Source organism: bacterium (assembly GCA_014360495.1).
Lineage (GTDB): Bacteria > Armatimonadota > JACIXR01 > JACIXR01 > JACIXR01 > JACIXR01.
Genome location: JACIXR010000007.1, coordinates 16,149 through 33,009 on the forward strand (window position 1 = coordinate 16,149; position 16,861 = coordinate 33,009).

8 protein-coding genes are annotated in these 16,861 nt (G+C 47.9%); 2 read left to right on the forward strand and 6 right to left on the reverse strand.

Going from position 1 to position 16,861, the window contains the following annotated elements; genetic code table 11:
* Nucleotides 1-10: 10 nt before the first annotated feature.
* The 6 genes from H5T88_06965 to mutM are packed head-to-tail and all read right to left on the reverse strand — an operon-like array spanning nt 11 to nt 12,783.
* Complete coding sequence (locus H5T88_06965) at nt 11-5,683, reverse strand: hypothetical protein (GenBank protein ID MBC7330083.1); 5,673 nt, start codon at nt 5,681-5,683, stop codon at nt 11-13.
* A 16-nt stretch (nt 5,684-5,699) separates the two neighbouring features.
* Nucleotides 5,700-8,177 (reverse strand): hypothetical protein, encoded by a 2,478-nt coding sequence (locus H5T88_06970; GenBank protein MBC7330084.1) that lies wholly within the window; start codon nt 8,175-8,177, stop codon nt 5,700-5,702.
* Between the two features lie 51 nt (nt 8,178-8,228).
* Nucleotides 8,229-10,022 carry a hypothetical protein gene (locus H5T88_06975; GenBank protein MBC7330085.1) on the reverse strand — a complete coding sequence of 598 codons (1,794 nt, stop codon included), beginning with the start codon at nt 10,020-10,022 and terminating at the stop codon, nt 8,229-8,231.
* A 50-nt stretch (nt 10,023-10,072) separates the two neighbouring features.
* The gene (locus H5T88_06980; GenBank protein ID MBC7330086.1) at nt 10,073-10,723 is read right to left on the reverse strand and encodes a dephospho-CoA kinase; all 651 of its coding nucleotides are present in this window, start codon (nt 10,721-10,723) and stop codon (nt 10,073-10,075) included.
* The gene (rpsA, locus tag H5T88_06985) at nt 10,716-12,017 is read right to left on the reverse strand and encodes a 30S ribosomal protein S1 (GenBank protein ID MBC7330087.1); all 1,302 of its coding nucleotides are present in this window, start codon (nt 12,015-12,017) and stop codon (nt 10,716-10,718) included. Before rpsA ends, H5T88_06980 begins: the two co-directional genes overlap by 8 nt.
* A complete protein-coding gene (mutM, locus tag H5T88_06990; GenBank protein ID MBC7330088.1) occupies nt 11,986-12,783 on the reverse strand; it encodes a DNA-formamidopyrimidine glycosylase in 798 nt (265 codons plus the stop codon). Before mutM ends, rpsA begins: the two co-directional genes overlap by 32 nt.
* A gap of 186 nt (nt 12,784-12,969) precedes the next feature.
* Between mutM and miaB the strand changes: the two genes are divergently transcribed.
* Together miaB and mutS are read left to right on the forward strand one after the other, a co-directional pair.
* Entirely contained in the window at nt 12,970-14,283 is a 1,314-nt protein-coding gene (miaB, locus tag H5T88_06995) for a tRNA (N6-isopentenyl adenosine(37)-C2)-methylthiotransferase MiaB (protein ID MBC7330089.1), read from the forward strand.
* Complete coding sequence (gene mutS / locus H5T88_07000; GenBank protein MBC7330090.1) at nt 14,264-16,843, forward strand: DNA mismatch repair protein MutS; 2,580 nt, start codon at nt 14,264-14,266, stop codon at nt 16,841-16,843. Before miaB ends, mutS begins: the two co-directional genes overlap by 20 nt.
* Nucleotides 16,844-16,861: the final 18 nt, after the last annotated feature.

The window sequence follows — 16,861 nt, forward strand, 5'->3', positions numbered from 1 at the left end:
TTGGCTCACCTCACCTTAAATTGAACATTGTTATTCCTCTAACGAAACTGCCGTCGGAGCTCCTCGCTATTACCTCCAAGAGATATACGCCAGCAGGCAACGGCTTCCCTTGGGCATCCTTGCCATCCCATACCACGCTGTTCAACCCAGCCACGCCTGAGCGTGTCATCTCTTTTATCAACCTCCCATCCACTCCCTTAACGCTCACCTTCACATCCGCACTATCGCTCAGGCTGAAGCTCACATTCACTCCTCCCCTCGTTGCCTTCGCCATCAACCCGCTTATCAATAGCGCTGATGCCCGCCTCTCGTATACCACCTTCAGCTCCTTGCGACCATCAGAGCTGAATACATAGCGGGAGCTCGTCAGCATGTTGATTCTCTTATCTCCATCTATCAGATACAACGCATAGCCCTTGGGAAGCTGGGAGAGATTTGGCCAGCTCAAGGTTATCTCACCAGCACCCTCTACCACTACATCCCATTCCGCCCTCTCAGCCTTCTCCCTCACATCCCAAGCCAACCTCTCTCCCTTCCTCAGGAAGTAAAGCTGAACTCCACTCAAAGCAGGCGGCTCCTCAACCCCAGATAGCAACCCGCTATCTCCCATACCCAGATAGTTGCAGGTATCCTTGCCAGTGGAGCTCTGTGCAACGAGCTGAACCTTCCAGCCCTCGGGCTTCAAATCCCTCGCCTCAACGGACTTCCTTGCGGGCGTGAATACCAACTGCACGCCGTCCTGCATTGCCTTTATCCAGTAGCCCTTCCAACCCTTAATCGTTCTATTATCACCGCTTAGGGCAGGATGGATGAGGATGTAATCCCCAGTCGTTGTATCGTAGCCCCAGAGATAACCTCTTACCAATCCTTCCCTATCCGCCTCGCTTAAGCTCAATTGTTGTGTTCCATACATCACCGTTAGAGCGGAGAGGTCAAGGTCGGAAGTGTAAGGAGAACCTATTATGTTCCAACCTTTCTGAATGGTATAAGTGAAAGATGGTTCGGTGTATTTAGTTCCTTGATAGAGCTCAACAGCGGTTAGCCCTGCTACCTTCATCCAGAAGCCCTGCCCCGTGTTGAGGGTTGTGAGGTCTACATATTTCCCTTGGGCAGGATTCCACCACTTAAGTGTGAGATTACTCAGCTGGTTACCAAATATATCCTTTACGGCTGTATCCTTATATTCGAAGGGAAGAGCAACCATGTCAACGGCGGGGAACTGGCGGGTTATCTTGACGAGGAATGTAGCCTGTAGCGTCTCCAACACATTGCCTTTGCTGTCCTTCGTATTCACTTCAACGCTATATTGACCCAAAGTATCGGGAGATACCTGCTCGCTATAGCTTCCCGTTGTATCCGCTTGGAAATCTTTATCCGCTATCTTCACACCCTCGGGATTGGTCACCGTGATGTGCCCAGATTGTCCTGGGCGGGTTGAAATCTGAATGGTTACCACTCCTTTAGGGTCAGCGCCTAGGTCAAGCTCTTTAGGAGTAATTGTCATCAAGGACCCTATTCTGAATTGAGGATAATCCTCCTCTTTAAGTGGAGCTTTCACATAATTATTGAATTCACGACCATCATCAGCTTCCACAAAGAACCTGTATTCTCCGGTCTCTGTGAAAACAGGGTCAACTTTGTATTCAACGCCGCTCTTATAATCTGTGGCGGCGGGGTCGACCTGGGACATCGTCTCCGTGCGATAAGCCGCCCAACTGCCATCCGGCTGTTTCTTCTCAATGGTAGCTTTGACATATTTAGGCGCATCGTTGTTTGCATCTGAGTAAGTGGCGAAGAATGTCATAGCTATATTGGGCACGCCAACGCTTGAGCTCACAGCTATATCGGATAGTGCAGGCTTATCGTTGATATAAGGCAGTTGAACCTCGCCGTTGGCTATCAGCTTATATTCCTTGCCCGTGGGAAGCGTTATATTATAATTTGCCCCCGAGGTAGGATATCTAACGGAGTCTGTGCCATCTGACGCTTCAAGATGGAAGCTATGTAAACCTGCTCCAAGGTCGCTGCCCTTTATCTCCGCCTTATAGAGCTTACCATCGTCGGTTCTATCGTCATCCGGGTCAACAGGCTGCATATCTATAGCCTTCTTCAAATCTATGACCAGCTTTACATATGAGGGCATTTGGTTGTTGCCATCCACGAACTGAACTGTATATGTGAAGGTATCGTTTAGACCACCTATTGAAAGTCCACTACTGGGGTCAACGGGCGAGATGTATTCTGTGACCCTACTATCGTCTTGCGATTCGTCGGGATTTTGTTTTGGAGACAGCAACTTCGGAGGTATATTAGGTATTATACGGGGTCCGAGCAGGAAAGGAAAACCTCTCTTAGCCGGCTCAGCATCCTTGGGAAGGTATAGCTCTCCACCATTATAGGTAATGTGGAAGGTATATCTGTAGCTATTTGAATAGCTCGTTGGGTCATTGGGGTCAAAGGCAAGGAGAGGATAGTTCCTTACAGCAAACTGCCCTCCACCTTCGTCTTGCATAGATAGAATTGCCACCGCCTCCCAATCGGTATTTACCTTTCGTTCAATTAACAACTCCACGCTTGGATTCTGCCCAAGCAAAGCGGGGTCAACCTTATCCAGATGGATTACCCAGCTATTAGCCACCGTTCCATTAGCGGGGTCAACCGCTCCAAATGTATGCTCAATTGCTTCCACGGGTCTGTCATCGGTTTTGCCGTCGTTTGTGGTAAATTCTGCAGCGTAATATGTCTGAGGTCCGTAGACCAACTTGGCGGTATACCAGAAGACAGTTCCATCTCTATAAAGTGTATCGGATGGGTCTTCCTGGGTCATCTTTATTGTATCAAATACCGTCCAATTTGCTCCAGTGTCGTCCGTTTTCATTATGAACATCTTAATCCAAGCGGGAGCATCATCATCGCCATCGTAGTAAGTCACTCTCCAGGTAACTGGTATTTGAGGAGAAGGCACTCCACCTGTAGCACTTGTTAAATTGGGGTCAGCCAGGTAGGGAACCCTGTTTGTGGTTATCTCGGGTCCAGAAATATCGTAGGAGGCGGGATATCTTATCGTCGTTCCCGTTTCGGGATAATAGGGCTCGCCCCAGTCATCAGTGAACTCAAAGTGATAGCTATAAGAGCAGCGAGGGTCAAAGGGCTCCTGTGTCTCAGGGTTGAAGTATTTGGATTGGTATTGGAATGTAGCTCCCGCCGTCCAATCATTCGCTGACCCTAACCAGCTCACCCTTGCCATCTGACATCTACGAGTCTCCAATATCTGCCCGGTGCTTTTGTCTATCTTGTTTATCACCAAGAGAGCGAATCTCGGAGGGTCGTTGTCAGCATCCTTGTAGCTTACCGTCCAAGTGAAGGTCGTCCCCGAGGGTCCAGATGTTGGACTAAGGGATTCTCCCCAGAGAACGGGGTCGTTGTTTACCCATGGACCGGGCAGGAAATCACTTCCTACAGGATTATCCCAAGGGTCAGGGTTTACATCTAAATCTGGAGGATTAGGCGGTATGTCCCTCACCCAGTAGAGGGCTTTGTTGGGGTTAGAGGTTACAGGGTCGGAAGGGTCATCCTTAGGTCTCGCGGGGAACTTCGCCGTTCTCGCATAATCATTGGCATCAAAGAAGGTGGCATATTTGCCCGGTGGAAGCGTTGTTTCAAAGTAATACCACTCGCCGTTTCTGTAATCGCCATCATTCGGTGCTCCTTCATAGCGGAGCATCCAATATTCCATCCACATCCCTTTTTGATAATCATATATTAAAACCCTCACTCTGTATGGGTCTTTGTTCTTTGGCTGAGTATATTTTACCCAGAAGCGAATCTTGGAAGAAGAAGGAACACGGCGCCACTTATAGGGAGCTGGGCGAGGAATGGGGGAATATTCCACATATGAATTGCCATTGTTCACGCTGAGCAGAAGTTTGCCATCGGGGGCGTCGGCGGCTATCTTCTCGGGAACCCAAACCTCCAATGGATTAGTCGTTATTTGAACGAGGGGTGAATCAGTGATTGGTTCCAGAGGGTCATGGTCTTTATATTTCTCGCTTCCATATTTCCAGCCAGTGTATCCATAAGTGAATCCGCCCTGTGAAAGAATTGGATAATTCCAAAGGCGGAAGGGTTTCCAACCGGGAACTTGCTCCGGAACCTGAGCATTGGTGAATGCTGGAAAGAAGGGATAGAGTATGTAATTACAGGAGGTGGACGATTCAGGATAAAAACGAGTGTAGTCGTATCTATCATTTCCAACAAAGTCTACAGGAGTTGATGAACCCCAGGCCTGCCCTGTGTCGGGGTCAACCTGATGCCACCAGTAATAAGTTATATCGCCATCCCTGTCCATATTATAAGGTCTTAAATCAGCGGAGGCTTCAAAATAGTAGTTTATCTCCGACTGGCTGAAGGTGAAATCCCATCCGGCGCCTTGCCCCGCACCAAATCCTGTGTCACTTCTCGTTGTAGGATAGCCAGGATTGGAATGACCGTTCGGCTCCCTATAACCGGTCTTCCCCAAATTGCCGAAGGCAACATAGTGATTGCTGAATGTTATTCCATCGCCTGACATCCCTCTTAAAATCCTCTGGGGATAAACTATGTAAGATGTATTGCCTACTGTATTAACAACATACTGGGACCCACCGTTATAGAGAACAGGCCACAAGTTCCACTCCCTTCCCTGCCCAATATAGTAGCCCAAATATTCCGTTGGGCGAACAGTGTATTTGTAAATAACGCCGTTCATATAATCCTGCCCTGTCAGCTGGTCTATATCCTTGTTGGGGCTCTCCACTACCATAAAGTGGGGAATCCAGACGCCGGTTGCCTGCCCGGTTACAGGGTCGGAATCATCGGACCTTGCGGATATCTCGCTGTTAGACCTGTCCTTTATCCAAACTACCGGCGTGCCAAGCCTGTTGATGGAAAGAGTTTGTATTTTGGCATTGTAATCTCCTCCCTCATCTCGCCAGTTATCCTGCCCAGATGAATATCCACCCCCGTACCAGTTCGCTGCATCAGTGTTCACGAAGAAGCGGGGAGGCAATCCATCCAGATGGATGTATTTTACTCTAAATGTATATGTGCAGGAAGAAGAGCCAGCATCGGGATGCCCGGGGTCAAGCGGGTCTATGGTTAGTCCTTGTCCATATGCTCCTCCCTCAGGGAACAGCAACACCCGATTAACGCCCGTCACGACTATTTGGCGGTGTTCAGATTCCACGATGTCGGGAGGAGTGGTTGAAGTAGGAGAAGCCGAGGAGGCGATTACATACCACTCAAAGCTTTGAGGACCACCTGTTAGGGAAGCCCCAAAAGGAAGGGTGTTATGGGGGTCAGTGGGGTCATAGGAAACCCATGAGGGCAACCATGGATACGCAGTTGCACACCAAACCCCTTGCTCCCAGTTCCCACTAATCAACCACATTGGATACCTTCGTCCATTAACAATCAATGTTGGCCACTGCCAGAAAATCTCGCCACTACCTGTCTGAAGCTCTATGAGGAAAGTAAAGCAAGTGTTAGCAGTGCCATCGGCAGCAGCATCGGCAGGCACATAAGGTGGTTCAAGCCATCCCCTCCTGCTTGGACGAACCTCGTAATTGCCAGTGTAACTTACATTAGCTAAAATCAGTCCTGCTCCGAATATCGCTAATAAGCCGATTAATATTGCCTTTTTCATCCAGCTATCGCCTCCCTCATCTTAAATTAAACATCTGAATCGCTCGGGAGAATTCACCATCAGTTCCCCTCGCCAGAACCTCAATTATGTAAATGCCCGCAGGCAAGGGGTTGCCCCTCTCGTCCTTCCCATCCCAATAGAGGCTATTCGCCCCCTCTTTCAAGCTCCTCTGCCCCAACACTTTAACCACCTTCCCTGATGCCATTGCTACCCTCGCATTCACCACCGCCTCCGCTGAGAGGCTGAATGCTATGCTCACTCCACCCCTCTGGGGAACCACCCTCAATCCTGTTATCATCGCCTTTCTATTCCCCTCCACCGCCTCTATCTTCAATATCCTCTTCCCCTCCACTTTATATGAAGAAGTAGTGCCCATATATGTTCTATTGCCGTTTTCATCAATTATATACAATCTCAATCCCTTGGGGAGCTTCTCCATTCCCTTCCAGATTATCTCCCCGCCCTGCGGAGCATTTGCCTCTATCGTCCATACCTTCTGGGCGGTTGAAGAGCGGACATCACAAGCCAAGCTCTCTCCATCCCTAACTATATTGAGATATGTGCCAACTGGTGAGGGCGGCTTCTCAATCTTCAACTCCTTGCCAACGCCGATGTAATTCGCTTCATCCTTTACATTTCCGCTTAAGAGGACTAATTGGATTAGCCAATCAGCGCTTATATTGCGGGCAGTAGCAGTTATATCACCTACAGAAGCGCTTATTGAGCGGGCGGGGATGGATGGGAAGATTAGAGTGCAGGGAACAGCTACCTTTATAAAATACCCCTCCCAGGGCAGTAGAGAATAAGAGCTGGAAACACTCCACTCATAGGAGCTATCTTCGGGCTTCCAATGGAAGATATAGCTTCTCAGCCAGCCTGAATTTATCGCGTCCAGCCATCCCTTAACCTGACCACCGTAGTTAACTCTTACGCTTCCCCAATCAATAGGATATACGAAGGGATTGCCGATTTGATTCCATCCCGCATCAAGGCTTATGGAATATGGTGTTGTGCCCGATAACGGTGTGGGTGGCTGAGGTTGAGATTTGGAAACATCCACCTTAGTGGGAGTACCAACCTTCAGCCAGTAAGCCATTCCCAGTTTTATTGTCGCAAGCTGGGAATCCGTGGGATAGAAAAGATATCTATTGTCCTTTGGACTCCATCTTGCGACCTTATTCGTGATATCGCCGAGGTCGCTCAGCACTTTCTCCATGCGAGAATCCGAGAACAAATAGGGAGCGGAGAACATCATGACCCCCGAGGGAAGACGCCTCGTGAATCCAACGGGAATATCAATATACCTCGTTAAGGCTCTTCTCGGAAGTCCAGGGATATCTACAGATACTTTCAAAGGGAGTCTCCCGGACACATCAGCAGCGATATTTATTTGCCAGACAAGCTCCGCTTGAGGGTCAGGGGCTGTGGCTGACGCGCGAGGTGGGATATCTGGGAAGGTTTTCACTTGAGTTTCACCACTAGCAAGGCTCAACCCTTCAGGTAATTCAATACTCGCTTGAGCTCCGCTTATTGTGGAGTCAACCGGATTATATAAATCGCAGAGAAGGGTGACGGAAGTAGTGCCTGCTTGCAAGGTAGCAGGAGCATAGATTGCAACGCCAGCTGGGTAAGTATAATCATTAGTGGACCAGTCAACACCTAAATAGAAAACGAATTTACGGCTTTCACCTGGCTGAATCCAACGCGGAAACCACTTGAGAACCAACCCAGCGCTTGTTGTTATTCTCGCTCCCGTTACTTGGTAATCCCATGGGTCATCTGCTCCAGAAATGGACTCGGCATTGGCTATTATCACATTTGTTGGCTTTGTTGCATCCCATTCCCCAATCGTCGCCCTTAAAATCGCTGTGGGATTGGTGAAATCATCAGAAGCTCGGACATATGAAGGCACATCCAATTGGCTGATAAGCCTTTCCCTATCTATAATCCCCAAACTTGGAACAAGAAAAAGCGTCTGTGTGGCACCGCCCACCGGCACCTCTAAATTGAGAATCTGCATAAATCCGATATTATGCGCCGTTATATCCCCATTTTTTACCGTATATTCAACCCTTATCGCGTCCCTCACAACTGTGACTTTCTGCTTGACATTTATATTAATGGGGCGAGTATTGTCATTTCCGATTTCCGCATCTATCAGCCACTCACCCTCTATGTCGTTAGGGCTTATGACTTCGGGTGGGCTAACAGCTGTACCATCATCACCCACCTTGTATGAAACGCCGCTTGTCTCTTGGTCTGATGAAAGCAATTCCTCTACCCTCACAATAGCCAATGTATTATCGCCATTTAGGATTTGTATTGCATCATCTGTCGTCCTATTGGGGTCTCCACCAACGGTCTCAAGCGTTATATGATGGTCATCCCCTACGGTAACCGAGACATAGCTATTAGCCAATGTTCCCTCACCCCAGGCAAGCCCCCACCCTATCATCAATGCTGCTCCCAGTGTCAGCGCTATTTTAAATTTCATAAACCTCTACCTCCCATCTTCTTCTCTCCTTTCTCGCTTTCCTCATGTTAATTAAGGAGGGGAAGGAGGACCCGGCTCGATGTTTATCGTGAACCAATATCCCTTGCGGAAAACATAACCTCCTGGAGGTTTCTGGGTATCGTCTTTATTTATCGCTCCTACCCTCCAGTATAGCACCTTCGCATTTTTAAACCTTGATAGGTCAAGGGTCAACCCCGTCTCTGGCATCAGGTCTCCTGCATTGCCTATAAGATAAAGCGGCTTGCTGCGCAATGTCTTGCTACTGTCGGAGGGGAAGCTTGGGTCTGTGGAAACCTCCACAACATACTCATTGGCACCGTCCACAGCAAGCCATTGGAATGTAACGCTATTAAGCTGGTCAACGAGGAGGGTAGTTCCATTAGCCGGTGAGGCAGGAGTTGGAGGGACGATTGGTGTATAACGCCCAAGGGGAATAGGGTCCATATAATGATAGACTACGCGCGCCTCGCCATCGGGAGGAGCTGGAGGGCAATAAGCGTTTATCCCAATCACATAGTAATAATAGGAACGCCCAGGGATGAAGGGGGTCGTCGTGATGTCCTCTGTGTCCAAATCAGCGAGGTCATCGGAAGGGAGATATCTCGTGATTGTAGCGGGGAGCTGGAGCGAATCCTCGCAAGTGCTGGGAGGTGTCGTTCCGCCATAGAGGATGCCATTCTCAAAATAAAGGTTATTACGCCAGCTATAAATCAAGTATACATCGCTGTCAGCGGGAATAGCCCCAGGGGAAGATGGCATAGAGGGGTTGGGAGTTCTGTAGACCATCACCGCGGCGATGTTTGTGGGATTGGGTATCTTGCGATAATCCCAGGATAGGTGGATTATCGGACTTCCTCCGGATTCATCCGCATAACAAGTACTTGGACGAGGACCAGCGGTAGCGCTTGAGCTCTTCTGCATCAATTTATAAATGCCAAAGGCTAAAAGCAAAGCGGGAAGCGTCTTCTGCAAACTCGTCTTCGCCTTCGTCTTTATCTCCTGCTCCAAGGGAGCCTTGCCAATGGGAGGAAGCTCGTAAACAATCCGCACCTTGTCTCCTCCCTGAATACCCCGAGGGGCTTCCAATATCGTCGCCGTTGAGTCCGTTAAGGTTACCTCCTTCACCTTTATCCTTCCGACTTTCTCCCCTCCACGCAGAACCACCATCTCCATTCCCTCCTTAATTCCCTGTCGGGAGCCAGCATTAAGGAGAACCTCACTCCCCATCGTTGTGAGGATAGTGAATTCGGGAACACCTCTAACGGCAAAGGAAACGAACTGTTGGGCAATCTGGTAAGCAGCTTTATTTAGAGCTTCATCTACGAGAATATCAACATCTCCTGTATAATCGTATTTTGGCGAGCTCTTACCAGTCGCTACCGCTCCGGTTATCGGCTCCTCGGTGGAGATATCAAGCATCTGGCAGGCAACCTGAACAGCCGCCTGAGTGGCGCCATTGCTGCGGGAAATAGCCACCTGAATAACCGTCCCCGTGATTACGCCGTCCAATCCCAAAGCGCGCCCAAGCCTCACCATATCCACCTTATCAAGGGGATAGGAGAGCCCCTCAGCCTCCACTTCCCTCTCCAAATCCGCACGGGAAAGAATGGTGAAGTAATCCCCCGCGACGGTTGTCAAAGACATAGCTACAGCGTCGGCGGCACGCCTACCCACCATCTTCCCTTCGTACTTGCTCAAATTGTTGAAATCCAATATCGCCACCTCTAATATCCTTTTCTTCGCCTGCCCCTGAAGAGATGAAGTGCCCACCAACAAAGCCAAGCCAACAAACAACGCCAACAGCCAGGACTGTCTATGCCCCATTTTGCGACCCTCCTTTTTTACTATTGCGATATTTGTTTTCTTAGAATTGTCTAACAAGCTGGATGCACCTCCTGCTTGTCTTTTCTCTCTATTCTAAAACATCTCTCATTTTCTTGCAAGCAATTTTTTAAATATTTCCAAATTTTTTCTACCTCTTTTTTCGTCTCCTTGATATCTACATCCCCTCTAACAACAAAATCAGCAACCCGCAATCTCTCTTCCCAACTCGCCTGCGACCTTATCCTGGCTAATGCCTCTTCCTCGCTAAGTCCCCTTATGATTAGACGATTTAATTGGACAAAAGGTTCCGCATAAACAACAATAACCTTGTCAAACATCTTTTCACCACCACTCTCAACCAATAAAGGAACATCTACGATAACCACATCTTCTTTCATCCTCTTCATCCTTTCCTCCAATCTCTCATAAACCAAAGGATGAATGAGGGAATTCAACTTCTTCCTCTTTTCCTCATCAAAGAAGACAATCTGTGCCAGCTTTCTCCTGTCTATCCTTCCTTTATCATCTAATATTTCGGGTCCAAATTCTTTCACGATTCTTTTATACCCCCTATTCCCCTTCCTTGTCAAGGCTTTTGCAATCCTATCGCAGTCAAGCACCTTCGCCCCCAATTCCTTGAACATCTTCAGAACGGTTGATTTCCCGCTTGCTATCCCGCCCGTGAGCGCAACCTTAATCACTCTTCTCCTCCTCTTTCTTTTCCTCTTCCTTCTCCTCTTTTAGTTTCTTTAAAACATCACCCGCTATATCTCCTATTGTCATGGGTGTCCTCTTCTGCTGCTTCAAATACTCCTGCGCCTTTTGCTTCTCCCTTTGTCGTTCCCTTTCTCTCTTGAGCTCCTTTATGGATAAATGCATCCTGCGTGCTGACGGCTGAAAATCTATCACCTTTGCCTCAACCTTAGCGCCCTTCCTCACAGCATCCTCGGGCTTGCTCACCTTTCTATCGCTTATATGGGAGAGAGGAATAAACGCATCAATGCCCTCCTCCAAACGCACGAAAGCACCCGTGGGAACCAGCCTCACCACCCTGCCCTGCACAACATCCCCTTCCCTATACTTCTTCTCCGCTTCCCGCCATGGGTCAGGAAGAAGCTGTTTCAAACCCAATGATATCCTTTCCTTCTCCTTATCTGCCTTTAATATAACAACTTCTATCTTCTGCCCCTTCTTCAAAGCCTCCTTCGGATGCTTTATATATGACCAGGAGATATCGCTGATATGGAGTAGTCCCTCAATCCCCCCAATATCAACAAACGCTCCAAAGTCTGTCAACCTCTTGACCACGCCCTGCACTACCTTCCCCTCGCTCAAATTGGCAAATATCTCCTCCTTCCTCTTTTGCCTCTCCTCCTCCACCGCTATTTTATGTGATAATACCACCTTCCCTCTGCTTCTATCCAGCTCTATTATCTTAAGCGGGATGGACTGCCCAATTAGATAGCTGGGATTCTTTCTCCTGTATTGGGAAAAGTCAAGGTGAGAGTAGGGAACAAATCCCTGCACCCCGAGGTCCACCAAAACGCCGCCTTTCACCCTATCCACCACCATAGCGCTAAGAATCTCTCCCTTTCTATGGGCGTTCTCCAATTTCTGCCAAGTGAGCTCGAAATCCGCTCTCTTCTTGGAAACGATTATATCGCTTTCCTCAGCATCCGCCTTCAAAATGAAAACCCTCACCTCATCACCCACGGAGAGAACCTCCCTTGGCTCCACTCTTCCCTTCAGTGATATCTCATCCGCTGGCAGTAAACCTTCCGCCTTCCCACCAACATCCACCATTGCACCGTCTTCGTCAATCTGAACAACGGTGCCTTTGACAATCATCCCCCTCTGCAGGGGACGAATTGTCTCTCTCAGGTCTATCTCCATTTCGTTTTCGTTTTCGTTTTCCTTTTCCTTTTCTATTTCCTCTTGCTTCTCCACGAGCGGTGGACCTCCTTTATCTTTGACAATTAGGGCAGAAGTAGGCACTTCTGCCTCCTATTGTCTTACTCACTATAACTTCTCCACAGCGAATGCACTTCTCCCCTTCCCTTTGATATACCCTCGGCTGATATGTTCCCGCCTCCCCATAAATGTTTACATAATTTGAGAATGTCTCACCACCTGCCTCTAATGCCTCCTTTAAAATCTTCCTAATTGCGTTATATATATCCTCGATCTCCTTTGCCGTCAAGCTTTTTGCGGGTCTCTCCGGGTGAATTCCCGCCTCAAATAATATCTCATTAGCATATATGTTCCCAATCCCCGCTACCACCGCCTGGTCCATAAGAACTGCCTTTATCTTCCCTCCTTTCTTCTTTAAAACATCCATCAAATATGAGAGGGTGAACGCTTCGCTCAATGGTTCAGGTCCCATAGTCGCTAATCCCTCTAAATCATCATATCTGCCTTTTTTAACTATATGCATTTCCCCCATCCTTCGCAAGTCGGAAAAATATAACTTCAATCCGTCTATATAAAATATCAATCTGGTATATTCCCCCTCATTTAGGCGAAGCTGACCAGTCATCCTGAGGTGGATTATCAGCTCCTCGTTTCCGTCTAATCCGAAGATAAGATATTTCCCTCTCCTCCTCACTCCCTCAACTCTTTTCCCCTTAAGTTTTTCCCTGAACTCCTCGGGGGAGATAGAGAGCATATAAGGGTCCAAAACATCCACATCCACAATCGTCTTCCCGACGATTGTGGTTTCAAGCCCTCTTCTTATCGTTTCTACCTCGGGTAATTCGGGCATCTTCCTTCATTATAACACAAATCAAACGATTTGGAAATATTTATAAGAAAGATTATAAAAGTAAAGAAGAACATGTCAACCAGTAATCCTATGTACATCGGCTTAAGTGAAAAGCCCCTGTTCAAATATTTCTAAAGATTCGGGCAATTGATTTTCTCAACTCTGAAAGTTAAAATAAATTTAGAAATGCCAAAGGTATGGATTGAGACATTTGGTTGCCAGATGAATGAGTGGGACAGCCAAGCTATGCTGGGAATGCTTCGGAGAGAGGGATGGGAACCTACCAACTCTCCCGAGGAAGCCGACCTCCTCCTGATAAACACTTGTTCCGTAAGGAAGAAACCGGAGGAGAAAGCCCTCAGCATCATCGGCTACCTCAGTAAGTTGAAGAAGGAAAAACCCCATATCCTAATTGGTGTTGCTGGCTGTATGGCTCAAAGAATGGGAGAGGAACTTCTCCAGCGCTTTCCTCTATTGGATTTCGTCTTGGGAACTGGGCAGGTGAAAAATATCGTTTCAATCGTTGAGGAAGCGAAAAAAGGTAGAATCGTTGCCCTTGATATCAACGGCTGCGTCCCCATCCTCCCCACTCTAAGGGAGAAACGATTCCAAGCCTATATACCGATAATCTTCGGCTGCAACAATTTCTGTTCCTACTGCATTGTCCCTTTCGTTAGGGGAAGAGAGAGGAGCAGACCCCTTCAGGAAATCCTTGAGGAAGCAAAAAATCTTATAGATGAAGGAGTAATAGAGATAACTTTGCTTGGACAAAATGTCAATGCATATGGAAGGGATTTAAAGGAGGGATACACTTTTGTTGACCTTTTATATGCCTTGGGTGAATTGCCGATTAAAAGAATCAAGTTCACCACATCTCATCCAAGAGATTTCTCCCGAGAGCTCATAAAGGCAATTGCCTCTATACCAGCGGTCTGCCACTGGGTACATCTCCCTATACAATCGGGAGACGATAAAATCCTCAAGGCAATGCGGAGAGGTTATACCGTCTCCCAATATAAAGCCTTGGTTGAAGAGATAAGGGAAAATATACCAGATGTATCAATCACCACAGATGTTATGGTTGGCTTTCCGGGCGAGGGAGAGGAGGAGTTCAGAAATACCCTCAAAACATTTGATGAGATAAAGTTCGACCAAGCTTATATGTTCGCTTTCTCTCCTCGCCCGGGGACATTGGCAGAGCGAATGGATGGACAAGTGGAACAGGAGGAGAAAATTCGCCGCCTAAGGGAGTTGGTCTCGCTTCAAAACGAGATAAGCAGGAAAAAGAATCTCAAGATTTTGGGGAAAACATTGGAGGTTTTAGTTGAGGGTGAGGACCCGAAGGGGAAGGGTTTTCTCGTGGGTAAGTCAAGGGAACATAAAACCGTCGTCTTCCCCGGTGAAAGGGAGCTTATAGGGAAGTTAGTAAGGGTAAGGACTAAGGAAGCCTTTCTTTGGGGCTTCAAAGGAGAGATAGAAAATGAAGAAGGAGAAGGATAGCTTAACGCCTCTTTTTAGACAATATCACTCCATAAAATCGCAATATCCCGATGTCATTTTGATGTTCCGCCTGGGAGATTTCTACGAAATGTTCGGAAAGGACGCGGAGATTGCTTCCCGGGAACTTGACCTCGTTTTGACCTCAAGGGAAGCGGGAAAGGGGAAACGCATCCCTATGTGCGGTGTTCCCTATCACGCGGTGGAGAGATATATCGCTCGCCTTCTCTCCCGGGGCCACAAGGTAGCCATCTGCGAACAGATGGAGGACCCAGCGAAGGCAAAGGGATTAGTGAAGCGCGCGGTGACTCGTATCGTCACGCCTGGGACAGTTGTGGAAGAATCTATGTTAGAAGCGAGGAGGAGCAGTTTTTTAGCCGCTGTTGCGAGGGATGGAGACGAATACGGGCTCGCAATTGCGGATGTCTCAACTGGAGAGCTCATCAGCACTAATATAAAAGGGGAAAAGCTTCTTTGGGAAGAGCTTCAAAGGACATCGCCAGCCGAACTTCTTCTCCTCGCCAAAGACGATGAATTGGGGAAGAACGCTCCACCTGGCACGACAATCACTTACCTGGAGGATGACCCATTCCTTTTCCAATCGCCTCGTCAGATTCTCCTTGAGCATTTTCAAGTTTCCTCTCTGCGGGGGTTCGGAATAGAGGAGTATCCACTCGTTCAACAGGCTTGCTCTATGATTTTATCCTATCTCAGAAAGACACAACTCTCTTCTCTCCGTCATATAAATTCCATTTCAATATATTTCCCTCAGCAATATATGCTGGTGGATACAATCGCAAGGAGGACGCTTGAGATAACGGAATCCTTTGACGGGTCAAGGGAGCGGAGCTTGCTTGGGGTTCTGGACTCCACTCTCACGCCGATGGGAAGCAGGTTATTGAGAAAATGGATAGAACAGCCTCTACTCTCAAAGGAGGAGATAGAGAACAGGTTGGATGCAGTGGAGGAACTACATAATCAAGGGAGGATAAGGGCTTGGTTGAGAGAGGGTTTGAAGTCCATTGGGGATTTGGAGAGGATAGTTGGGAGGTGCGCTACGGGCGTTGCTTCTCCAAAGGATTTATTGATTTTAAAGAAGGGGCTGGGAAGCGTATCCGCTATCTCTCCTCATCTCTCCGAGATGAAAAGCGAACTATTAAGAGAGATAAATGAGCGCCTAAATCCCCTGCCCGACCTCTATTCCCTTTTAGATAGAGCTTTGAGAGAAGATGCCCCAGCAACTTTAAGAGAAGGAGGTATAATAAAAGAGGGTTTCAGCAAGGAACTTGACGAGTTGAGGGAGGCGGCAGCCCAGGGAAAGGAATGGATAGCGGAGATGGAGAACAAGGAGCGCCTTCGCACGGGTATAAAATCGCTTAAAATAGGATATAATGCGGTATTTGGCTACTATATAGAGGTCACGAAGCCTAATCTTCGCCTTGTCCCCAAGGATTACATAAGGAAGCAAACGCTAGTTAACGCGGAGAGGTTCATAACAGAGCCATTGAAGGAATTAGAGGCAAAGGTCCTGGGCGCGGAGGAGAGGATGGCGGAGCTGGAGTATGAAATCTTCGTATCCCTGAGGGATGAGGTCGTGAGAAGAGCTGAGGAGGTTCTGCAAGTGGCAAGGGCTGTGGCTGAGCTCGACGTCCTTCAATCCCTCGCTGAGGTGGCTGCACGCTATAACTACATTAGACCGATTATAGATGAAAGCGACGAAATCGTGATAAGGGATGGGAGGCATCCGGTTGTGGAGAGATTTATGGAGCCGGGACGCTTCGTTCCCAATGATGTTGAACTGAATTGCCGGGATAAACGCCTCCTCATAATAACCGGTCCAAATATGGCAGGGAAATCAACCTATCTGCGACAGGTAGCGCTCATAGTTTTGATGGCGCAAATAGGTTCTTTTATTCCCGCACGATATGGTAAAATCGGCTTGGTTGATAGAATTTTCACTCGCATTGGAGCGAGAGATGACCTCTCCTCAGGGCAATCAACATTTATGGTGGAAATGAACGAAGTGGCTAATATACTTAACAACGCTACACCGAGAAGCCTCATAGTTTTGGACGAGATAGGTAGAGGAACATCTACTTTTGACGGTTTATCAATAGCTTGGGCAGTTGCGGAGTACATATTGAGCGATAATATCGGTGCACGCACCCTCTTCGCCACCCATTACCACCAGCTGAACAAGTTAGCAAAAACAAACGAAGGCGTTAAAAACTTGAGGGCGGATGTAAAAGAGGAAGGAGGAAAAATCGTTTTCCTTTATAAGATACGCCCCGGGGCGACGGATAAATCATATGGAATACAGGTGGCGAGCTTGGCGGGAGTTCCTAAGGAGGTTTTAGAGAGGGCAAAGGAAGTGTTGGAGGAATTGGAGAAAAACGAGCAGCCATCCAAAAGGACACTACCCACAAGGAGGCAAAAGCTTCAGTTATCCCTTTTTGAGTTAGAGCATCCAGTATTGGAGGAAATTAAAAACCTTGATTTAACAAATCTAACCCCAATAGAAGCCCTCAACAAGCTGAAAGAGCTACAAGACAAGCTGTTGTAAAAACGCAAAACCCGTTCA